This window comes from Fulvimarina thalattae, assembly GCF_040239565.1.
Lineage (GTDB): Bacteria > Pseudomonadota > Alphaproteobacteria > Rhizobiales > Rhizobiaceae > Fulvimarina.
This window is the reverse complement of record NZ_JBEHWS010000019.1, coordinates 17,872-38,154: the sequence shown is the minus strand read 5'-3', so window position 1 is coordinate 38,154 and position 20,283 is coordinate 17,872. Positions and strand designations below refer to the sequence as shown.

The following is a 20,283-nucleotide window of genomic DNA, read 5'->3' as shown; positions in this document are numbered from 1 at the left end:
GGATGATTACGACCGCTGGCAGCGACGTGATCTCTCTGCCCGCCATTACGTCTACGTCTGGGCCGATGGCGTTTATCTCCAGGCTCGCTTGGAAGACGCTGCCGCCTGCATGCTGGTGATCATTGGCGCGACGCCCGAAGGCAGGAAAGAACTCGTCGGTTTCCAGGTGGGTGTGCGCGAGAGCGCTCAAAGCTGGCGCGAACTCCTCGTCGATCTGAAGGCTCGTGGCCTTGCCGTTGCGCCTGAGGTCGCCGTTGGCGATGGAGCGATGGGGTTCTGGAAGGCGCTCGAGGAGATCTTTCCCGGAACCAAGCACCAGCGCTGCTGGGTTCACAGTGAGGCCAGCCCGCCACCGGTTCGAGGGCGTAGGCCGAACGCCAACGTCCTGAACAAGGTCCCCAAATCGGTGCAGCCGAACATGAAAGCCGATCTGCGTGAGGTTCGAGACGCGCCGGATCGCGCCCACGCCGAGGCGGCTATCGCGAACTTCGAGGAAAAGTACGGCGTCAAATATCCGAAAGCCGTTCAATGCCTGACGAAGGATCGCGAAGCGTTGCTCGCTTTCTTCGACTTCCCGGCGGAACATTGGGACCACCTGCGCACCGCCAACCCGATCGAGAGCGTCTTCGCCACCGTCCGGCATCGAACCGTACGCACGAAAGGCGCCCTTTCGCACAAAACCGCCCGGCTCATGGTGTTCAAGCTCGTCATGGCGGCTTCGAAGACCTGGCGACGGCTGAAGGGCGAAAATCGCTTGTCGATGCTCATCGCAGGCGTCAAATTCACCGACGGCGTCGCCGTCATCCCCGAAGCCAATCAACGCGCCGCCTGATCGGCCCCATCACCCAGATCCAACCATCGCTCTGAGTTTCGCCGCCACCAGCTGCACTTCCATCAGGGGGTAGTGTCGTTGTTCAGCGCCGGCGCATGGAATTGTCGGTTTACCTGATAGAGCGGACAGAGCGCCGCCTTGTCGTCGATTGTCAGTCTTCACCGGCTCGCCACTGATCACTCCTTGCAGGCCGAGTTCGCGCGTCAAACGCTTCATCGACAGCGGGCAACATCGAACACTTACCGGTTCATCTGACGACAGATCTGGTGCACGCCAGTGACGCCGAAGTTCTCGGCGATGACGCGCAGCGCTTCCGGCTTCAGGGCCACGTCGCGCTGCGAACGCAACAACATCCGGGAGAGATCATCCCGCTAAGCGACACTCTCGTGATGGGAGGAGGTCGATCGGCAGAGCGAGCCTTGTCGCGGAACTGGCCCGAGCGACAATGGCGAACGGCAGATCAACTCGACCCCATACTCCTCATGATGCTTGTCGATGTTGGCGATCATTTCCTGAACGGGCGGTCGAGCTCCGTCTGGTCAAAGTCGAACCCGTCACGCCACTGGTTCGAGTGGCGGGTGAGACGCCGACGCCTTGAACAGGATCTCGTTAAGCTGGCAAAGCTTGCGGTTCTCGCGTTCCAACGCCTTAGCCTATCGGCCACTTCGCCGGGCAGCTCGGCACGGTTGCCGCTATCGACCTCGGCCTTCTTCACTCACTCGTGCAGGGTTTGCGCCGAGCAGCCGATCTTCGCCGCAATCGGCAGCGCGTTCTGTGCCCGCCCTGGTTATCCGAAACCGTCCAAACCGCTCGGTTGCTGACCTCAGGCGCGTGCTTGTCTGTTGTTTTGCTCATCGTGACCGCTTGCTCCCAGGAGTTGGGTCCGCCGGTAAACCCGGAGCGGTTCACGGCTTTCAAAACGTCCGCGACAGGCTCGCCTTGACCCGTCTCAGCGGGATAGAGGATTCGATGCCGGCGACGCCCTCGATGCGGGTCAGGCGGCCGACGAGGAATTCCTCGAATTCGCGCATGGAGCGGGTGACGACGCGCAGAAGATAGTCGCGATTTCCGGTCATCAGCCAGCAATCGGAAACCTCCGGCATGCGCTTGATCGCCGTCTCGAAGGTCGAAAGCGCATGGTCGATCTGCCGGTCGAGCTTGACCGAGACGAAGACCGAGACCTCGAAGCCGAGGGCCTCCTCGTCGATCAGCGCGGCATAGCCGGTGATGATGCCATCCTCCTCCAGCCGGCGCACCCTCCGTGCGACCGGCGTCGGGCTGAGGCCGACCCTGTCGCTGAGCGCCTGGATGGACATGCGGCCATCGCCGAGGAGTGCGCGCAGGATCTGGAGGTCGAAGGTGTCGATGGAAGCTGTTTCCTTCATGATCTCTCGATTTGTTAGAGTACTCCACTAATAGTGGCTTCAAAGGAAGGGAAAAGAGCCAGAAAACCGGGGTGCCGGCGCGCTATGATGCTTCATGGAAGATTTCAGGGAGGAAAGTGTGGCGTCCAACAATCTGACGATGATCGAGCGGCGCCTGCTCTGGCTCTCGCACTGGATGATCCATCAAGCCAACCACATCCGCCCGAAGGTGGACGGCATCAAGGTGGGCGGCCATCAGGCATCCTCGGCCTCCATGGTGCAGATCATCACGGCGCTGTACTTCTCGGCGCTCAGGCCGGAGGACCGCGTGGCGGTGAAGCCCCACGCCTCGCCGGTGTTCCACGCCATGCAATATCTGATGGGCAATCAGACCCGCGAGCAGCTGGAAGCCTTTCGTGGGCTCGGCGGCGCCCAGAGCTATCCGAGCCGCACCAAGGACAAGGACGACGTCGATTTCTCGACCGGCTCCGTCGGTCTCGGTGTCGCGGTGACGAGCTTCGCCTCGATCGTCCAGGACTACATTCAGGCGAAGCACTGGGGCCACGACGTGCCGCTCGGGCGCATGGTGGCGCTCGTGGGCGATGCGGAGCTCGACGAGGGCAATGTCTACGAGGCTTTGCAGGAGGGCTGGAAGAACGATCTGCGGAACTGCTGGTGGATCATCGATTACAATCGCCAGTCTCTCGACGGGATCGTGCGGGAGGGACTGTTCGAGCGGATCGAGAAGATGTTCGACGTCTTCGGGTGGGACGTCGTGCGCGTCAAGCATGGCGCGCTCCAGCGGGCGGCCTTCGGGGAGCCGGGCGGGGAGAAGCTGCGCGAGTGGATCGACGCCTGCTCCAATCAGGAATATTCCGCGCTCACCTTCATGGGCGGCGCGGTCTGGCGCGAGCGGCTGATGAACGATCTCGGCGATCAGGGCGATGTCTCCGCGCTGATCGACCGGCGCAGCGACGGCGAGCTCGCCGATCTCATGGAAAACCTCGGCGGCAACTGCACCGCCACCATGGCCGAGACTTTCGCGAGCGTCGATCACGACCGCCCGACCTGCTTCCTGGCATATACGATCAAGGGCTGGGGCACCCCCATCGCTGGCCACAAGGACAATCACGGCGGGCTGATGACCAAGGACCAGTTCGCCGAATGGCAAGAGCACATGGGGGTTGCCAAGGGCGAGGAATGGGAGCCCTTCGCGACGATCGAGGATGTCGACGCTTTCAGGGCGTTTCTGGACGAGGTTCCTTTCTTCTCCAAGGGCACGCGCCGCCTGAAGGACGATAAGATCGAGGTCCCGTCAGTCGCGCCGCCGAAGGACAAGACGCTCTCCACCCAGGCCGCCTTCGGCAAGATCCTCGACGATCTGGCCAAAGGCGACAGCGCGCTCGCCGCCCGCATCGTGACGACCTCGCCGGATGTGACCGGTACCACCAATCTCGGGCCCTGGGTGAACCGGCGCAAGCTCTTCGCCCGCAAGGACCAGCTCGACGCCTTCATCGAGCACAAGATCCCGTCCACCGCGAAATGGGTTTTCACGCCGGAGGGCCAGCATATCGAACTCGGCATCGCCGAGATGAACCTCTTCCTGCTGCTGGCCGCCTCCGGCCTCTCCCATTCGCTCTTCGGCAAGCGGCTGATCCCGATCGGCGCGCTCTACGATCCATTCGTCAATCGCGGCCTCGATGCCCTGAACTATGCCTGCTATCAGGACGCCCGCTTCATCGTCGTCGGCACACCCTCCGGCGTGACGCTCGCGCCGGAAGGCGGGGCGCACCAGTCCATCGGCACGCCGCTGATCGGCATGAGCCAGGACGGGCTCTCGGCCTTCGAACCGGCCTTTGCCGACGAACTCGCGGTGATCATGGAATGGGCTTTCGAATATCTGCAACGCGATGGCGATGCCGTCCTCAACGAGCGCACCTGGCTGCGCGACGAGACCGGCGGCTCGGTCTATCTGCGCCTCACCACCAACCCGATCGAGCAGATCGGAACGCGCGCAGACGACGCCTTCCGGCAGGGCGCAATCGACGGGGCCTACTGGCTGAAGAAGCCGGGGCCCAATTGCGAGGTCGTCATCGCCTATCAGGGCGCGGTCGCGCCGGAAGCGATCAAGGCGGCGGGTATTCTCGGCGAGGGCCGGCGCGATATCGGCGTTCTCGCAGTCACCTCTGCGGACCGGCTGAACTCCGGCTGGCTCGCCGCCCAGCGCGCTCGCTCGCGCGGCAACCGCGAGGCCCGCTCCCATATCGAGCGGCTGTTCGAGGCCCTGCCGCGCAGCTGCCACCTCGTCACCGTCCTCGACGGGCATCCGACGACGCTCTCCTGGCTCGGCGCGGTCGCCGGCCACCGCACGATCCCCCTCGGCGTCGAGCATTTCGGCCAGACCGGCACTATCGGCGATCTCTACGATCATTTCGGCATCGACGCTGCGACGATCATAGACCGGGTAGAGGGGCTGACCGCCGGGCGTAGGGTCGGAAGCGACCTCGTCTCACCAGTGGGAGCGACCTGACGAAGAGAAGCCGACCTTTGGAGGTCGTTCAAGGCGCGGCGAGAAGACGAGGTGCCTGAATCGAATTGGCGATTTCGATGAGTTTCGGGGCAATTTCGGCTTCGGAAGTTTTTCGGCTCGACAGCGAACATTGTACGCATGCGACGGGACGGCCGTCGCCATCCAGGATCGGAGCGGCCACCACGATCTCTTTCATCATGTCCTGGCTGTCGGTGAGCGCGTAACGATCGCCCGCCGCCCGATATCGCAGCCCTCGAAAAGGCCCCTCCGCTGCGGGACGCGGAGGGGTTCTGGGATTTCGGCTGAACGTACGAGCGCTCAGCCGTCCTTGTAGTAATAGCTGTAGCCGTTGAGGGCCGGTGCACCGCCGAGATGGGCGTAGAGCACTTTCGAGCCCTCGGGGAAGAAGCCCTTCTTGGCAAGGTCGATGAGGCCCTGCATGGATTTTCCCTCATAGACCGGGTCGGTCATCATCGCCTCGGTGCGGGCAGCGAGACGGATGGCGTCGTTGGTCTCCTCGCTCGGCACGCCATAGGCTGGATAGGCGTAATCCGGATTGATGACGATTTCGGAATCCTCGACCTTGCGACCGAGTTCGACGAGATCGGCCGTGTTATCGACGATCTGGCGCACCTGGGCGCGCGTCTGCTCCACCGTGGCCGAGGCATCGATGCCGATCACCTTGTCGGCGCGGCCGTCCGCGGCGAAACCGACGACCATGCCGCCGAAGGTCGAACCGGTGACGACGCAGACGACGACGTAGTCGAACTTGAAGCCGAGTTCGGCTTCCTGTTGGCGAACCTCTTCGGCAAAGCCGACATAGCCGAGGCCGCCATATTTGTGGACCGAGGCTCCCGCCGGGATGCCGTAGGGCGTGCCGCCGGCATCGCGCACCGATTGAAGCGCGTCTTCCCAGCTTTGCCGGATGCCGATATCGAACTCATCCTCTACGAGCCGGGATTCCGCGCCCATCAGCCGGGTGAGCAGGATATTGCCGACCCGGTCGTAGACCGCATCGTAATGAGGCACCCATTTCTCCTGGACGACGACGCATTTCAGCCCGAGCTTGGCGGCCGTCGCCGCGACCATGCGGGTATGGTTCGACTGGACACCGCCGATCGAGACCAGCGTGTCGGCGCCGGAGGCCAGGATGTCCGGCACGATATATTCGAGTTTCCGTAGCTTGTTGCCGCCGAAGGCCATGCCGGAATTACAGTCGTCGCGCTTGGCATAAACGTCGATCTTGCCGCCGATCGCCTGGCTCAGGCGCGGCAGATGCTCGATGGGCGTCGGACCGAATGTAAGAGGATAGCGCTCGAATTTTTCCAGCATGGCGGCTCCCTTGAGCTTCTCGAAGAATGACGCCGCGACACTAGCACCACGATTGCGAAAGGTGCTCTCGTAATAAATGGCAAAAAGCGAATTTTAGAATAGAAGTTGTCTACAGAATGATCGTCTGAGCTATGATCATCTCAAAAAGTCAGAAGAATCTTCCATGGCCGAAATCGATCGCATTGACCGCAATATTCTGCGCGCGCTCCAGTCCGATGGACGGCTCTCGAATGCCGATCTCGCGGCGCGCGTGAATGTGAGCCCGGCGACCTGTCATCGCCGCACCCAGCGCCTGTTCGAGGAGGGTTGGATCCGCTCGGTCCGCGCCGAGGTCGATCCCGGACGGCTGGGGCTGGGCGCCGTCGTCATGGTGGGCGTCGTGCTCGATCGTTCGACGCCCGAAAGCTTCGCCGCTTTCGAAGCTGCCGTTACGCAGCTCTCCGTCGTCCTCGACTGCCACCTCGTGGCCGGCGATTTCGATTATCTCCTGAAGATCCGCGTGCGAGACATGGCCGATTTCAACCGCCTGCACGGCGAAACCCTCATTGCCCTGCCCGGCGTGCGCCAGACCCGCACCTTCTTCGTCATGAAGGTGGTGAAGGACTCCGAACCTCTGGATTTTTGAAGAATGCGGAGTCTTCAGTGACACGGATCACAGGGAAACCCGCCATTTCCCAAGTGGTCCGATTTACGTCTGCCCGGCCGAGATCGTTCCGCCGACACGTCTTATCGACGCCGGCTCATTTTCGTGGTTCGACTATCGGGAATTGAACATGTAGATCGCCTTGATCACAAGTTCCGGGAGGCTCTTGGCATCCAGCTTCGCCTTGAGGGCCGAGGCGTTGTTTGCTATCGTCTTGTAGCTGACGCCAATTCTCTCCGAGATCTCCGAATAGGAGAGGCCTCGGCTGATCAGGCCGAGGATCTCGATCTCGCGGGACGTCAGGTTCTCGAAGACCACACTTTCGCGCTGCTGGTTCAGGAGCGCGACCTTCGTCGCCATCTCGGGCGCCAGGTAGGGCGCCCCGCTCATCACCGTTGCGAACGCTTCTCCGATCATTTCGGGCGCGATATCCTTCTGGACGTAGCCGCTCGCGCCGGCGAGCAGCACCTGCTTTACGACCGCGGGATCGCTATGCATGCTGAAGACCAGAACGGGCGTCTTCGAATCCACCTGCCTCAGACGGCGCAGGAAGGACAAGCCGGCAAAGGCGTTGTCGCGAAACGACAGATCGAGCACTAGGATGTCGGGTTCCAGCTGGCGGTACTGGCGAAAACCGGAGCTGAGGGTACTCGCGCCGTAAGCCATGCAGGCGCACTGCCCTTCCACGCTCCGCATGAGGCCCTGGAGGACGATCGGATGGTCGTCGATTAAGAGCGCCGTTTTCATGTCTGTCGCCTCATTCTGCTCTTCCTCATTCGGGCCGTGGCATCCGCGCCTTCCGGCCCTCGACGCCCGGAATATCGATCGCGACCCGCGTTCCCCGGGTTGAGCGCTCCGGGCCGATCAGACGTCCACTGAGCGTGTTGACGCGTTCGCGTACGCCGTCGAGGCCGATGCCGCGCGCGTTTTCCTTCGGTGTACCCGATCCGTTGTCTTCGATCGTCACGACGAGGTTCGAGGCTTCTTTTGCGGTGGATGGTGCCAGCGCTACGTCGATATCGATCCGGTCGGCACCACCATGGCGAAGTGCGTTGAGAATGCCTTCGCTCACGAAGCGATAAATCGTGAGATCGATGGTTTCGCCGAAGGTGAGATCTCCTGTTCCGATCGTGAGCCCGATTTCCGGATGCGGCTGCACGCGACGATAGTCGAGCGCGAGCGTTTCGATCACGGCGGAAAGCGGCGCATCGCCGATCATCATCGGCTTCATCCGCGACAGGATTTGCCGCATCAGCAGCTGCACGTCGTTGATGCTGCATTCGAGCTCGTCGAGCGGCGCCTGCAGTACTTCGGAATTGTCCGGACCGTGATCGCAGAAGACCCGTTTCAGCCTGGACAGGTTGGCGCGCGCGAGGAAGAGACTGGGCCCGACCTCGTCGTGCAGGTCGCTTGCGAGCCGCCGTCGCTCCTCGTCGTGCGCCGTCAGCAGACGGTTGGCGAGTTGGCTGTTCGCGCGACGCTCTGCCATCAGAGATGCGGCCAGCTCGTTGAAGCCCGCGCCCACCGGCTCGAATTCGGCGAACCCCGATTCCGGAAGCCGGACCCCGCTCTCCCCCGATCGCAATTTGGATAGGGCCGTGGACGTCTCCTGCAGGCGGGAGAAGACGGTGCTGACCATCAACAAGGCAAAAACCGAAACAGCCAGACCGTAGACCATGGTCATCGGCAGGATAAAGCGAAAGTCTTCCCAGACCTCGTCGATTTCGTCGTCGCTATTGGAACGCAGAACGATCGTCGCGATTTGTCGGTCGTCGGCGACCACCGAAAATTCCGTTTGAAATTTTGCAGATCGGATGAATTCCGCGAAAAGCTCGGGCGCTTTGCCTTCTTCTTCCAACGCGCCGGCCTCTTGCTCGATCGGCGTGCTGTCCGCAGCGATCGGCACGGGCGAGCCATCGCTGAACGTCATCTCGGCAGTGACGTGCCTGATCTGGAGGAGCTGTCGATAGAGTTCCGACAGGGCCTGTTGAGGATTGGCGTCGTTCTCGATGGCGGTGGCGCGCTCATGGGCGAACCGGTCGGCAATGAGGAAGGAGGCCTCGATCTCGCGGCTCGTCGCGATCTTGGCATTGACCAGGATGACGGCGGTCAGGGCAAACCAGGCGAAAAGGCTGATCAGGACCAGGCCAAGAGCGATCCGTCCGCGAAGGCTTTTCGTCTTTTCCGTTTCGCCGACCGACGATCGAATTGCGGTGATCGTCATATTTCCGACTGTCATCGCCGTTCGCCCGCTCTCGCAAGATCGGCAATCGCTGCCTCGTGGTCCGCACCTGCGTCGCGAAGATTGATGTAGTGATGAAGGTCGTCGGCGAAGGAACGAGGCTCCTTTCCGCCGATGCTTTCCAGCTCGATCAGGAGCGTGTCGAGCGGCATCGGCGTGCCGCCCTCCGTCAGATAGTCGCCCCCTTGGATGAGACGGTTGGAGATCATGCGCGGAGTCTCGATGTAATGGCGCCGGGCGTCCCGGAGGAGGTTCGCATAATGCGAAACGGCTTCGGAACTGTCCTGCAGGTCGGGCTCGTTCGCCGCAACGCGTGCGAGAAAGAGCGCGACGGGAGTTTTGTCACTGACCGGCTGCCAGCGCGCCATTTCTTGCTGCTCTTCCTCGACTTGCACACCCGCAATGCCGATTTCGGCAGGCGGGTCGTCACATGAGGTCAAGCCGGCGCCCATTGCAGCGGCGGCAAGCCAAACCACCGGTTTCGCTCTCCTGATCGACGGCTTCACCGATCCAATCATTCCCTTGCTCCCACGCCGGCCTCGACAGACCGCCTGCGAAACCGCCGACGCCGGATACGGCGGTTTTCTGCCGAGGTCGATTTGCAGATCAAAAATACAGTTCTGGTCGCGGACTTGAGATGCGACCCGGCGATTCCAACAGTCGTCTCTGACACGAGGGAGAAGTGTTTGAAAAGACTGCTTGCAAGATCGGGCACTTCTTCCCGCCTTTTTGGGCGCCCAGTCCTAAAGACAAAAAATGACGCCTATGAAAAAGGTGATCTGCGATCTGGGAGGATCGTTCCAGATAGTGACCCAGTTAGACATAAGATTCTTTCCGAAAGATAGAATCTGTCTGCCGATTACTAGTAATTCGGGAGGAATTATGAGACGATACTTAAACTCCGTGTCCGGTGTTTCGCTCGCCGCCGCCATGATCCTGGCAGCCCCAGGTGCAGCTCAGGCGAACGACAAGTTGGTCGAACTGGCGAACGATCCCCAGAACTGGGTGATGACCGGCCGGAATTACGACGCCAACAACTACTCCGAAATGACCTCCATCACGAAGGAGAATGTGGCGGACCTGAAGCCCGCCTGGTCGTTCTCCACCGGCGTCCTGCACGGTCACGAAGGGACGCCCCTCGTCGTCGATGGAATGATGTATATCCATTCGCCGTTCCCGAACACGACCTTTGCCCTGAGCCTCGACGATCCGGGCAAGATCGTCTGGCAGAACAAGCCGAAGCAGGATCCGACGGCCCGTGCCGTCGCTTGTTGCGACGTGGTCAATCGCGGCCTGGCCTACTGGCCGGGCGATGATGAAGTCGATCCGCTGATTTTCCGTACCCAGCTTGACGGGCACATCGTAGCGATCGACGCAAAGACCGGCGAAACCCGCTGGCAGATGGAGAACTCCGACATTCGCGTCGGTTCCACGCTGACCATCGCGCCATACGTCATCAAGGACAACGTTCTCGTCGGCTCGTCCGGTGCCGAACTCGGCGTCCGCGGCTACGTCACGGCCTACAACGTGAAGACTGGCGAGCAGCAGTGGCGCGCCTATGCAACCGGCCCGGACGAGGACATCCGCCTCTCCGAGGATTTCAACGCCCCAAATCCGCAATACGGCCAATTCGATCTGGGTCTCGAGACCTGGGAAGGCGAAGCCTGGAAAATCGGTGGCGGCACGAACTGGGGATGGTACGCCTACGATCCGGACGAGAATCTCTTCTACTATGGTTCGGGTAACCCGGCGCCATGGAACGAGACCATGCGTCCCGGCGACAACAAGTGGACGATGGCGATCTGGGGTCGTAACCCGGACGACGGCATGGCGGAGTTCGCCTATCAGAAGACCCCGCATGACGAGTGGGATTATGCCGGCGTCAACGTGATGATGCTCTCCGAACAGGAGGACAAGGAAGGCAACATGCGCAAGCTGTTGACCCATCCTGACCGCAACGGCATCGTCTATACCCTCGACCGCACGAACGGTGATCTGATCTCTGCGGACAAGATCGACGACACGGTCAACTGGGTGACGGAGGTCGACCTGGAAACCGGTGTTCCAATCCGCGATCCGGAGTTCGGAACGCGCATGGATCACGTTGGCCGCGACATTTGTCCGTCAGCGATGGGTTACCACAACCAGGGCCACGACTCCTACGATCCGGAACGCGAGTCCTTCTTCATGGGGGTCAACCACATCTGCATGGACTGGGAGCCCTTCATGCTTCCCTATCGTGCCGGTCAGTTCTTCGTCGGTGCGACGCTGAACATGTATCCTGGTCCGAAGGGTGATCGTCAGGCCAATCTCGGCCTTGGTCAGGTGAAGTCCTACGACGCGATCACCGGCGAGTATAAATGGGAAGTCATGGAGCGCTTCGCGGCTTGGGGCGGCACGCTCGCCACGGCCGGCGGCGTGATGTTCTACGGAACGCTCGACGGCTTCATCAAGGCTCGTGACTCCGATACAGGCGACCTCCTGTGGAAGTTCAAGCTTCCGTCCGGTGCGATCGGTCATCCGATGACCTACGAGCATGACGGTCGTCAGTACGTCGCCATCTACTACGGTGTCGGTGGTTGGCCGGGCGTTGGCCTCGTCTTCGACCTGAATGATCCGACGGCTGGTCTCGGTGCAGTCGGCGCGTTCTCCGAACTTGCCAACTACACCCAGATGGGCGGTGGTGTGATGGTCTTCTCGCTCGACGGCGAGAGCGTTTACACCGATGACATCAACACCGGCGAATACGAGCCGACGAGTGGACAGAGTGGCGAGCGCGACGCCTCGCTCAAGCAGCAGTCGGATCGCGATCCGAGCTGAGGCTGAAACGGATGTCCAGGAGACACGGCGCATGATGCGCCGTGTCTTTCCCGGCGATCTCCTTCGATGCTCCCCGTCAACACGTTCAAAATCGGTATTGAATATGGAAACCCGCAGCGTTTGCGCCGCGTTGGTCGCGCTTTTCGCCACGACCGCATTGGCTTCGGCCCAGCAGAATAACGACAGCGCCGTTAAGCCGACACCGGTACCCGCGAAGGCTTCCGGACCGAGCGAGACATCCCAGAGCGATATCCTGAAGGTCTGTGCTTCAACGAAGGAAGCACCCTATTCGAGCGCCGACGAGAGTGGTTTCGAGAACAGGATCGCGGAAATCCTCGCCGAGGAGATGGGCCGCACCCTCGAATATCAATGGGTCGAACAGCCTGCGATCTATCTCGTTCGAGACGGGCTCGACGAAAAGACCTGCGACGTGATCATCGGCGTCGACGCAGGCGACGAACGGCTTCTGACCACGACCCCTTATTACCGCTCGGCCTACGCCTTCGTGAGCAAGGCGTCCGACGATTTCGACGGAACGCGATGGCAGGACGTCGGTGGCGAGAATATCTCGCGTATCGTTCACCGGCTTTATTCGCCGGCTGAGACAATGCTGAAATACTCCGGCAAGTACGAGGATAACCTCGCCTATCTCTATTCCCTCGTCGACTTCAAATCGCGGCGCAACCAGTTCATCGACGTGCCCGCGTCGCGTCTCGTTCAGGAAGTGCGCGCGGGTGAAGCCGACCTTGCGATTGCATTCGCTCCGGATGTCGCCCGATACGTCAAGCAAAGCGACGGGGAGTTGAAGCTCACCGCAATCGAGAACGACCTCGAACTGCAGAACGGTCAGACGATCGAACTTCAATATTCCCAGTCGGTCGGTGTGCGTCCAGGCGATGATCAGCTGCTGGCCGAGATCGAGGATGCCCTTTCAAGTTCGAAAGACCGGATCGATGCGGTTCTTGAGGACGAGGGCATTCCGATGCTCGAAATCGGCGCCGACGAGAACGACACCAAGAGCGCGCCAAACGAGAGCGAAAAGGAAGCGTCCAGTTTGTCTGAAGAAACAAATACCACCTCGGTGGCGAGAAACTGAGTTCGGGACCGAGTATAATGAGTATCAAGAGAGTCGCTTTGTTCGCCGCAGCCCTGGGTCTGTCTACAGCTTCGCCCTTCGCCGCGATCCAACTCTACCATACGACCGAGGGTACGGCGCTCGACCTGTCCTACGCGTCTGATGAGGGCCGAGATACGGAAGCCGTGAAGCACTTCCTGGAGACCGGCGAGAATATCTACACCGGTGACGAAAGCAGCTTCGAAGAGGGTGAAAGCCTCTATCTGACGGCATGCTCGGGCTGTCATGGCCACTATGCCGAAGGCAAGCTCGGACCCGGCCTCAACGACGACTACTGGACCTACCCGAAGAACGAGACGGACAAAGGCTTGTTCGAAACGATCTACGGCGGAGCCCAGGGTATGATGGGGCCGCAGTACAACAACCTCACTCTCGACGAGATACTGCACGTCGTCGCGTGGATCAGGCACCTCTACAACGGCGATCCTGCGAAGGCGAAGTGGCTCACTCCCGAACAGCGTGAAGAATTCACCCCCTTCGATCCGAAGGCGGACAAATCGGGCTGATCAGGCCTGGGTGAAGACCGGCGAACGGAAGAACTGAACGACGTAGCCGGCTGCGCCACCAGCGTGAGTGCGAGGCGCGCTCAAGCAGACGAGAATACTGAGGAGGAGAAACAGTATGAAGACTATACCGATTTTCGCAGGGCTCGCGCTTGCCGCTGCCTCTTTTTCTGCGGCGCCGGCGCTTGCCTATGACGGAACCAACTGCAAGGCACCGGGAAACTGCTGGGAGCCGAAGCCGGGGTATCCGGAGAAGGTCGAGGGTTCGGAATACGATCCACAGCACGACCCGATGGAGCTGAACAAGCAGCAGGAGTCCATCGACGCGATGGAGGCCCGTAATGCTCAGCGGGTCCAGCACTTCAAGGAAACCGGCGAATTCGTCTTCGACGTCTCGGAGATCCCTTCGAGTTCGGCTGACGGCGAAGGCAGCGCGCAGGGGGAGCAGACTTCTGCCGGCGAACCGGATGACGCTGAGAGTTCCGAATCTTCGAACTGACGCGTTCCTGAGCTTCCTGTCGGTTAGGACCCGCACTTCCTCGGTGGCCTCCCAAAGGCGAGGGAAATGTCGGGGATCCTAACCGGCAGGATGATTGTCATGCCGTTCCCCGAGTTTCAATCCGGCCTTTTTGGAGCTCGATCGGCGCAACCCGGAAGGTGGGATGTTGCTCGACCGCGTCGATATGGATCTTGCGGAATGGCGGAAGCGCGCTTCGGAATTTGAAAGTCAGGTCGGCAGCGTCATTCTTGGGCAGGACGAAACCATCAGACTTCTGACGATCGCAACGCTCTGTCGCGGTCACGTGCTTCTTGAAGGCGATGTTGGCGTCGGCAAGACGACCCTTTTGCGCGCTGTCGCGCGCGGGATCGGTGGTCCCTTCGAGCGGATCGAAGGCACGATCGACCTGATGCCGAACGATCTGCTCTACTCGGCCTATATCGCAGAGGATGGGCGCCCACGCGTCGATCCAGGACCCGCCGTCACCCATGGCGGCGACCTCGCGGTCTTCTTCTTCAACGAGATCAATCGTGCGCGTCCGCAGGTCCATTCCCTCCTCCTGCGCATGATGGCGGAGCGGAGCGTCAGTGCCTTCAGGCGCGAGATACGTTTCCCCCACCTCCAGGTTTTCGCGGACCGCAACAAGGTTGAACGCGACGAAACCTTCGAACTCCCTGCGGCTGCGAGGGACCGGTTCTTCATGGAGATCGGCATTGCCGCGCCCGCTGATCGCGAGGCGCGACGGCGGCTGGCTTTCGATCCGGCCTTTCACGATGCCGATACGCTGATCGAGTCGATCGAGGGGCCTTCGCTCGACTATGTCCAATTGAACAAGGTCGCGGCCGCGATCCAGACGAGCGTCGCGGTCAGCCCGGCGATCGAGACCTATCTCATGCAGATCTGGGATGTCCTGCGCGACCCGGCTGGCCACGGCATCGAGATCGAGAATGTCGACGTGTCGCGGTTGATCGTCGGCGGTGCCAGCCCGCGAGGCCTTTCCGCACTGGTGCGGGCGGCGAGAGCCCGCGCCTTCCTGGACGATCGCGACCATCTCGTGCCGGAAGATATCCGGGCGATGTTCCGGCCGGTCATGGGCCATCGCATTTTCTTCGCACCGATCTACGAAACACGGCGCGAAACCATATCGCCGCAACTGAGTTCGGCGGTGTTCGATGCGGTCGCGGTTCCGGCATGACAGCGGTGGCCGAGACGGACTTCACCGAACTCGATCTGGAGGCATTCTCGAACCTCGTCTATGCGATGCGCCATCGGGTGGCTTCGCCGCGACCGGGTAACCATGCCAGCAGAAGTCCAGGCTCCATGGGCCGCTTCGCAGGCCTTTATTCGGTGATCGACGAAGCCGATGTCAGACGGCTCGACCTTCGCGCATCGATCGCCGATCCGTTCGAAACCGTCTGGATCCGCCGCTATCAGCATGCGGCGAGCGGACCGGTCCAAATCCTTCTCGATCTTTCCGGCTCGATGGGGTTCGAGGGAACCGTATCGCGCCGCGACGTTGCGGTCGCGCTCGCCGCAGGACTGACGAAGACTGCAATCCGCGCAGGCGACAAGGTCGGCGTTCACGCCGCCACCGGCGACGATCCGGATGCCTATATCTTGCGCCCGACACGCCGTGCGAGCGCCGCCGCAGAGGTGGCGGCGGCCCTGCGTGAGGTCAGCCCGAAAGGTGCAGGTCTTGCCGGCCTCGTCGGCGCGATCAGCGCAATGCCGCAGTCGCCTTCGCTCGTTTTTCTGATCTCCGATTTCGCCGCGCCGATCGAGCAGGTTCGGAACGTTCTGGACGCCTTGGCCATGCACGACGTCCGCCCCATCATCGTCCGGGACCCCGATGCCGAGATGCCGCCCTCTCGCTTCGGACTTGCGCAACTGGCCGATCTCGAAAGCGGGGCGCGGGGGATGGTCTTCCTCAGGCCCTCTCTTCTTGAGGAGTGGGGCAGGCGGCGCGAAGCCCATGCCAGGGCCCTTTCAAGACTCTTCTTCGAGTTCGGTTGCCGGCCGCTCCACGTTACGGGACAGATTGATCTCGACGATCTCGCCGAGGCGATGATGACGGGCGGAGTCCCGATATGATCCTGGCGCTCGCCCGGCTATTGGTCCTTTCGGCAATCGTCGCGTTCCTCGGCAGCATGGCAGCCTCCGCGCAGGCGCGCATCGAGGCTGACGAGCCCCGTCGCGTCGGCTGGTTCCTGGGAGATGTGCTCAACTGGAGTGGTCGGCTCCATGTGCCACAGGGCTTCGAACTCGACCCCGGAACGATCCCGACAACGGGACCGATCGACAATTTCACAGAGATCACGTCGATCACGGTCGAAACGCAGGATACCGCTTCTGGGGTTCGCTACGACTTCGACATCGCCTACCAGAGCTTCTACGTTCCGCTCGAACCGAAAGAAATCGCGGTTCCCTCAATCCGTCTCTCGCTGCGATCGACCGTTCCGGGTGACGAAACCCGTGAGGACGTTGCGTTCCCGGCCTGGTCGGTCGTCCTCTCTCCGCTGCGCCCGATCCTGGAGCGGTCTGTTCCAGAGGCTATGCGACCCGAAAAGCCGCTGCAAGTGATCGATACGCGGGGCCGGCAGGCACTCGTGGCTGGAAGCTGGGCCGCCCTCCTGGTTCTTGCGGCAGGCTTCGGATGGAGCCGCGGATGGGGGCCCGCACGCCTGCGCCGGGCGCTCCCCTTTGCGCGGGCATACCGGGCGATTCGTCGGGCGCGGCTGGACACGACGGCTGGTTACGAAGCCGGCTTGATCGAAATCCATCGCGGCCTCGACGAAACCTTCGGCCACCGCATCATGGCGGAAGATCTCGCCGGCCGCATCTCTCATCGAGCCGATTATCGCGCACTGTCAGATGAACTTGGGCATTTCTTCGCCGCTTCACGCGTGCAGTTCTTCGGCGCCAGCGAAAGCAGCGCCCGATCAGTGCTGCCGAAGGAGAAGCTCGTCGAACTCGCACGTCGCCTCGCGGTCATCGAACGGAGCGGCCGCAGATGATGCCGCTCTCCTTCGATCATTCCTGGCTCCTGATTGCGCTGCCGCTGGCTTTACTGCCGTTCGGCGTCTCGATCTTCAAGCGCTCGCCTCATCCTCACCGGGCCAATGCACCGCAGGATCGCCTGTCGCGGCTTCTGTCTCTGGCAGCCCCGGTTCTGGGCGCACTCGCACTCGCCTTGCTGATCCTCGCGCTGGCCGGTCTGCACCGCACCGATCAGATTGTGGTTCGCGAGGGCCGGGGCGCCCATCTGATGGTCCTGATCGATCGCTCCTCGTCCATGGAAAGCACCTTCGCGAACCGTCGTCCCGACGGTGGCGAGGAATCAAAGGCGAGCGCCGCGCGGCGTCTTTTGACCGACTTCATCGACCGCAGACCGCACGACCGGGTCGGCGTCGATATGTTCTCGACCGCGCCGATCCGGGCTGTCCCCCTGACTGATCGCCACGAGATCGTCAGGGCCGCGATCGCGACCATGGACTTTCCGGGCCTTTCCCAGACAAATGTCGGGCGCGGTCTCGCGCTCGCCGCCGAGGGTTTCGGTCCGCAGACCGCATCGGTGTCGCGCGCGATCCTCTTGGTGTCCGATGGCGCGGGGGTGATCAGCCGTGAGGTTCAGGCGCAACTTCGCGATGCGATCGCGCGTCAGCCTGTCAATCTCTATTGGCTGTTCCTGAGGACTGACGGAGCGAAGGGTATCTTCGATATTCCTGCCCCCGGTGAGCGCGACACACCGCAAGCCCGACCCGAGCGTCATCTGCACCTGTTCCTCCAGACCCTCGGCACACCCTATCGCGCGTTCGAGGCCGACAGCCCGGATGCCATTCGCGACGCGATCGCCGAAATCGACCGTCTCGAGGCCCAACCGCTTGCCTACGAGGAAACGACGCCGCGTCTCGATCTAGATCATTTCGCCTATGCCGGCGCCGGCCTCGCATTGTTTCTCGTTGCGCTCCTGAAGGCTATCGAGACACCGCTCGTCAAAGCGCCGGTCCGGCTCCCTGTGATCCGGAGGGCGTCCACGTGATCCTCGCCTTCGATCGAAAGCCCTCGCGCTCCGGGAGGTTTGGATGGCTGCGCGCGCAGCTTGCCCGCCGTCGCCTGAGCGCCGGGACCCGTGACCTTCTGAAGACTGTCATTCTTGCGGGACTATTTATCGCTCTCCTGATCTTCGCCATTGTCCAAACGGTTCGCCTTCTGGACGAGTGGGACGCGAACCGCGCGATCAGGGCGCTGGCAACCGGCAAAGCCGTGGCGATCGGGGATGGGGCACCGGCCGAACTTTTGCTTGCCTCAGCCTACCATGAGCTGGGCAACGCGGACCTCGCGCAGGCCGAAGCGTTGGGCGTTCAGTTCCGCGACGAAGACGATCCGAAGATCCGGGCGGCATTCTGGTTCGCACTCGGCAATGCCCGCATGGACACGGCGTTCGAACAGATCTCGGATAACCAGATCAAGGAAGCGACGGTTACCATCCGGCTCGCGCAGGATGATTACCGACGGGCAATGCGCCTCGTCCCGACGGATTTCGACTTCAAGTACAATTTCGACATCGCGAGCCGCCTTGTCCGGGTGTTCCCGCGCAACGCACTCGATGTGAGCGAGGAAGAGGGCGAGCGTCCGCGCGATGTATGGACCGATCTGCCCGGCGTTCCAAGGGGGCTGCCATGACCTGGCTGCGCGCCCGCGGTGTTCCGTTCTGGCTGCTTGCAGCTGCGGCGCTCGCCTGCGCCGTGGCCGCATACGGTCTCTCGATATCTCGAGATCGAGATGTGCGAACGCTGTTCTTCGTGATCGATCTTACCCGCAGCATGACAGCGCGCGACCATGGGAGTGCGAGCTGGTCGATCAGCCGACTCGACCAGACGAAGCGATCGGTGACCGAGATCACCCGACGCCTGCCCTGCGGTTCCAGGGTCGGCCTCGGCGTTTTCACGGAGAGGCGCAGTTTTCCGCTGATTGAGCCGGTCGAGGTCTGTTCGAACTTCGCGCCCTTCACCGATGCCGTCGACGGGCTCGACTGGCGGATGGCCTGGGAAGGCGACAGCCGCGTCGTGCGCGGTCTCAACTCGGCGCAGTCCATCGCCGCCGACCTCGACAGTGACCTCGTCTTCATCACCGACGGGCAGGAAGCCCCGCCGCTTCCCGTGAACGGGCGACGCGATGCGGACGATCCGGACCGCACCGCCGGACTGATCCTCGGCGCAGGGAATGACGATCTCGTGCCGATCCCGAAATACGACGATCGCGGCCATCAGGTGGGGTTCTATACGCTCGAAGACATCGCCTCAGGTTCGCTCGTCAGCATCATGCCGCAAGGCGAGACGCGCGAGGGAAGCAATCATCCGCGCAACAATCCCGTCGGCAATCTCGCGGCGACCTCGAGCGAGCATCTGACGAGCCTCAAAGAGGACTATCTGATCGAGATCGCGCACGAGGCAGGGCTCGGCTACGCCCGGCTCGCGGATATCACGGGGATCGAGAATGAGATCGCCGGGCATACGAGCGCCCACCGCCTCGCCTCCAAATTCGACCTTGCACCGATCTTCGGGCTGTTCGCCCTCGCCAGCCTTCTCGCGGCCTACGCGTGGAACGCGATCTTCGAGTGGCGCGCAGGCTCGCAAGTTACTCTCCTCCTCCAAACCCAACCAAGAAGACGTGCATCATGACCATCACCAAACGCACCTTTCTCACAGCCGCCGCGCTCGCTTTCGGGGTCGGCCTTTGGGCTGCGCCCGGCCTCGCTCATGGGCCGACACCGCAGAAGACCGACTCGACGGTGACAATCGACGCTTCGTTTGACGACGTCTGGACGGTGCTCTCCGACTTCGGCTCCATCGGTAAATGGCATCCGGCGGTGCAGTCGGTTGAAACCAGCGACAACGGTGAGGCCCGCACCCTGACGCTCGAAGGAGGAGAGATCACCGAGACGCTCGATGTATCGAGCAAGGACCGTGGTGTTGTGGCCTGGCGGCTCGGCGAACCGAACCCGGATGCGCTGGCGGTGAGTTCGTATAACGACAAACTCATGGTCACGGCTGACGGCGACGACCAGACGACGGTTCGCTGGATCGGACGCTTTTACCGCGCCGACACCAGCAATTTCCCTGCCGACGACCAGACTGACGAGGCGGCTGTCGAGGACATGACGCGCTACGTGGAAACAGGGCTCGAAGGCCTGAAGTCCTACATCGAGGCGGGCGTCTCCGATTGAAGCCTTGCTGATGCGGCCTGGTAGAACTCCAGCATAGGAAGCACCTGTCGAAAGGGGAGATCAGCAAGACAGACAAAGCTGCTGATTGCAGGTGCTTTCGCCGGTGTCGGCATCGCCGTCCGCTTTCTCAACCGAAAGGCGATAGGCGCGCGCCGGA

At 61.9% G+C, this 20,283-nt stretch carries 19 protein-coding genes, 2 pseudogenes and 1 other annotated feature; of the genes and pseudogenes, 14 read left to right on the top strand and 7 right to left on the bottom strand.

Translation table 11 applies throughout. From position 1 onward, the window contains the following. Positions 1–832: IS256 family transposase (locus tag ABRA89_RS18100; RefSeq protein WP_349942901.1), on the top strand; the 832-nt coding region annotated here is incomplete at its 5' end. 80 nt (positions 833–912) lie between these two features. Here ABRA89_RS18100 and ABRA89_RS20465 read toward each other — a convergent pair. Then, positions 913–1,125, bottom strand: a pseudogene (locus tag ABRA89_RS20465) (IS3 family transposase); the annotation flags it as partial. A gap of 153 nt (positions 1,126–1,278) precedes the next feature. Further along, positions 1,279–1,380, bottom strand: a sequence feature (AL1L pseudoknot). A gap of 366 nt (positions 1,381–1,746) precedes the next feature. Then, positions 1,747–2,217, bottom strand: coding sequence for an Lrp/AsnC family transcriptional regulator (locus tag ABRA89_RS18095; RefSeq protein ID WP_349942900.1), 471 nt, complete (start codon positions 2,215–2,217; stop codon positions 1,747–1,749). A 139-nt stretch (positions 2,218–2,356) separates the two neighbouring features. Between ABRA89_RS18095 and ABRA89_RS18090 the strand changes: the two genes are divergently transcribed. Next, positions 2,357–4,726, top strand: coding sequence for a 1-deoxy-D-xylulose-5-phosphate synthase N-terminal domain-containing protein (locus tag ABRA89_RS18090; RefSeq protein ID WP_349942903.1), 2,370 nt, complete (start codon positions 2,357–2,359; stop codon positions 4,724–4,726). 28 nt (positions 4,727–4,754) lie between these two features. Here the strand turns inward: ABRA89_RS18090 and ABRA89_RS18085 are convergent, their stop codons facing one another. Continuing rightward, complete coding sequence (locus ABRA89_RS18085) at positions 4,755–4,925, bottom strand: hypothetical protein (protein ID WP_349942899.1); 171 nt, start codon at positions 4,923–4,925, stop codon at positions 4,755–4,757. A gap of 119 nt (positions 4,926–5,044) precedes the next feature. Next, positions 5,045–6,058 carry a 1-aminocyclopropane-1-carboxylate deaminase gene (locus ABRA89_RS18080; protein WP_349942898.1) on the bottom strand — a complete coding sequence of 338 codons (1,014 nt, stop codon included), beginning with the start codon at positions 6,056–6,058 and terminating at the stop codon, positions 5,045–5,047. Positions 6,059–6,221: 163 nt separating this feature from the next. On the opposite strand from ABRA89_RS18080, the gene ABRA89_RS18075 reads away from it, so the two are divergent. Further along, on the top strand, positions 6,222–6,683 hold the full coding sequence (locus ABRA89_RS18075) for an Lrp/AsnC ligand binding domain-containing protein (RefSeq protein WP_349942897.1): 462 nt from the start codon (positions 6,222–6,224) through the stop codon (positions 6,681–6,683). A 132-nt stretch (positions 6,684–6,815) separates the two neighbouring features. On the opposite strand, the gene ABRA89_RS18070 is transcribed toward ABRA89_RS18075, so the two are convergent. From ABRA89_RS18070 to ABRA89_RS18060, 3 genes are read right to left on the bottom strand one after another with little or no spacing between them, the layout of a single operon-like run. Beyond that, positions 6,816–7,448 (bottom strand): response regulator transcription factor, encoded by a 633-nt coding sequence (locus tag ABRA89_RS18070; protein WP_349942896.1) that lies wholly within the window; start codon positions 7,446–7,448, stop codon positions 6,816–6,818. A 25-nt stretch (positions 7,449–7,473) separates the two neighbouring features. Then, on the bottom strand, positions 7,474–8,940 hold the full coding sequence (locus ABRA89_RS18065; protein WP_349942895.1) for a sensor histidine kinase: 1,467 nt from the start codon (positions 8,938–8,940) through the stop codon (positions 7,474–7,476). Next, on the bottom strand, positions 8,937–9,311 hold the full coding sequence (locus ABRA89_RS18060) for a hypothetical protein (RefSeq protein WP_349942894.1): 375 nt from the start codon (positions 9,309–9,311) through the stop codon (positions 8,937–8,939). The genes ABRA89_RS18065 and ABRA89_RS18060 overlap by 4 nt, the downstream gene beginning before the upstream one ends. Positions 9,312–9,825: 514 nt before the next feature. Here ABRA89_RS18060 and ABRA89_RS18055 point away from each other — a divergent pair. From ABRA89_RS18055 to ABRA89_RS18005, 11 genes and pseudogenes are all read left to right on the top strand, one after another. Continuing rightward, entirely contained in the window at positions 9,826–11,763 is a 1,938-nt protein-coding gene (locus ABRA89_RS18055; protein WP_349942893.1) for a methanol/ethanol family PQQ-dependent dehydrogenase, read from the top strand. Between the two features lie 103 nt (positions 11,764–11,866). After that, on the top strand, positions 11,867–12,859 hold the full coding sequence (gene moxJ / locus ABRA89_RS18050) for a methanol oxidation system protein MoxJ (protein WP_349942892.1): 993 nt from the start codon (positions 11,867–11,869) through the stop codon (positions 12,857–12,859). A gap of 17 nt (positions 12,860–12,876) precedes the next feature. Further along, the gene (gene moxG, locus ABRA89_RS18045; RefSeq protein WP_349942891.1) at positions 12,877–13,404 is read left to right on the top strand and encodes a cytochrome c(L), periplasmic; all 528 of its coding nucleotides are present in this window, start codon (positions 12,877–12,879) and stop codon (positions 13,402–13,404) included. Positions 13,405–13,519: 115 nt separating this feature from the next. Beyond that, positions 13,520–13,810: pseudogene (locus ABRA89_RS18040) on the top strand (methanol dehydrogenase [cytochrome c] subunit); the annotation flags it as partial. Between the two features lie 253 nt (positions 13,811–14,063). Further along, positions 14,064–15,095, top strand: coding sequence for an AAA family ATPase (locus ABRA89_RS18035; protein WP_349942890.1), 1,032 nt, complete (start codon positions 14,064–14,066; stop codon positions 15,093–15,095). Continuing rightward, positions 15,092–15,991 (top strand): DUF58 domain-containing protein, encoded by a 900-nt coding sequence (locus ABRA89_RS18030; RefSeq protein WP_349942889.1) that lies wholly within the window; start codon positions 15,092–15,094, stop codon positions 15,989–15,991. Before ABRA89_RS18035 ends, ABRA89_RS18030 begins: the two co-directional genes overlap by 4 nt. Then, positions 15,988–16,914: a hypothetical protein gene (locus tag ABRA89_RS18025; protein WP_349942888.1), complete on the top strand. Its 927-nt coding sequence runs from the start codon at positions 15,988–15,990 to the stop codon at positions 16,912–16,914. Before ABRA89_RS18030 ends, ABRA89_RS18025 begins: the two co-directional genes overlap by 4 nt. Then, positions 16,911–17,939, top strand: coding sequence for a VWA domain-containing protein (locus tag ABRA89_RS18020; protein ID WP_349942887.1), 1,029 nt, complete (start codon positions 16,911–16,913; stop codon positions 17,937–17,939). The genes ABRA89_RS18025 and ABRA89_RS18020 overlap by 4 nt, the downstream gene beginning before the upstream one ends. After that, a complete protein-coding gene (locus ABRA89_RS18015) occupies positions 17,936–18,583 on the top strand; it encodes a hypothetical protein (RefSeq protein ID WP_349942886.1) in 648 nt (215 codons plus the stop codon). Before ABRA89_RS18020 ends, ABRA89_RS18015 begins: the two co-directional genes overlap by 4 nt. Next, the gene (locus ABRA89_RS18010; protein WP_349942885.1) at positions 18,580–19,581 is read left to right on the top strand and encodes a vWA domain-containing protein; all 1,002 of its coding nucleotides are present in this window, start codon (positions 18,580–18,582) and stop codon (positions 19,579–19,581) included. The genes ABRA89_RS18015 and ABRA89_RS18010 overlap by 4 nt, the downstream gene beginning before the upstream one ends. Further along, positions 19,578–20,126, top strand: a complete 549-nt coding sequence (locus tag ABRA89_RS18005) for an SRPBCC family protein (RefSeq protein ID WP_349942884.1) — start codon at positions 19,578–19,580, stop codon at positions 20,124–20,126. The genes ABRA89_RS18010 and ABRA89_RS18005 overlap by 4 nt, the downstream gene beginning before the upstream one ends. The last annotated feature ends 157 nt before the right edge of the window (positions 20,127–20,283 follow it).

Coding starts and splice junctions, on each gene's coding strand:
- ABRA89_RS18055 (WP_349942893.1), top strand. CDS start 9,826: ATGAGACGATACTTAAACTCCGTGTCCGGTGTTTCGCTCGCCGCCGCC.
- ABRA89_RS18085 (WP_349942899.1), bottom strand. CDS start 4,925: ATGATGAAAGAGATCGTGGTGGCCGCTCCGATCCTGGATGGCGACGGC.
- ABRA89_RS18070 (WP_349942896.1), bottom strand. CDS start 7,448: ATGAAAACGGCGCTCTTAATCGACGACCATCCGATCGTCCTCCAGGGC.
- ABRA89_RS18005 (WP_349942884.1), top strand. CDS start 19,578: ATGACCATCACCAAACGCACCTTTCTCACAGCCGCCGCGCTCGCTTTC.
- ABRA89_RS18065 (WP_349942895.1), bottom strand. CDS start 8,940: ATGACAGTCGGAAATATGACGATCACCGCAATTCGATCGTCGGTCGGC.
- ABRA89_RS18030 (WP_349942889.1), top strand. CDS start 15,092: ATGACAGCGGTGGCCGAGACGGACTTCACCGAACTCGATCTGGAGGCA.
- moxJ (WP_349942892.1), top strand. CDS start 11,867: ATGGAAACCCGCAGCGTTTGCGCCGCGTTGGTCGCGCTTTTCGCCACG.
- ABRA89_RS18020 (WP_349942887.1), top strand. CDS start 16,911: ATGATGCCGCTCTCCTTCGATCATTCCTGGCTCCTGATTGCGCTGCCG.
- ABRA89_RS18060 (WP_349942894.1), bottom strand. CDS start 9,311: ATGGCGCGCTGGCAGCCGGTCAGTGACAAAACTCCCGTCGCGCTCTTT.
- moxG (WP_349942891.1), top strand. CDS start 12,877: ATGAGTATCAAGAGAGTCGCTTTGTTCGCCGCAGCCCTGGGTCTGTCT.
- ABRA89_RS18025 (WP_349942888.1), top strand. CDS start 15,988: ATGATCCTGGCGCTCGCCCGGCTATTGGTCCTTTCGGCAATCGTCGCG.
- ABRA89_RS18010 (WP_349942885.1), top strand. CDS start 18,580: ATGACCTGGCTGCGCGCCCGCGGTGTTCCGTTCTGGCTGCTTGCAGCT.
- ABRA89_RS18090 (WP_349942903.1), top strand. CDS start 2,357: ATGATCGAGCGGCGCCTGCTCTGGCTCTCGCACTGGATGATCCATCAA.
- ABRA89_RS18080 (WP_349942898.1), bottom strand. CDS start 6,058: ATGCTGGAAAAATTCGAGCGCTATCCTCTTACATTCGGTCCGACGCCC.
- ABRA89_RS18035 (WP_349942890.1), top strand. CDS start 14,064: ATGTTGCTCGACCGCGTCGATATGGATCTTGCGGAATGGCGGAAGCGC.
- ABRA89_RS18075 (WP_349942897.1), top strand. CDS start 6,222: ATGGCCGAAATCGATCGCATTGACCGCAATATTCTGCGCGCGCTCCAG.
- ABRA89_RS18095 (WP_349942900.1), bottom strand. CDS start 2,217: ATGAAGGAAACAGCTTCCATCGACACCTTCGACCTCCAGATCCTGCGC.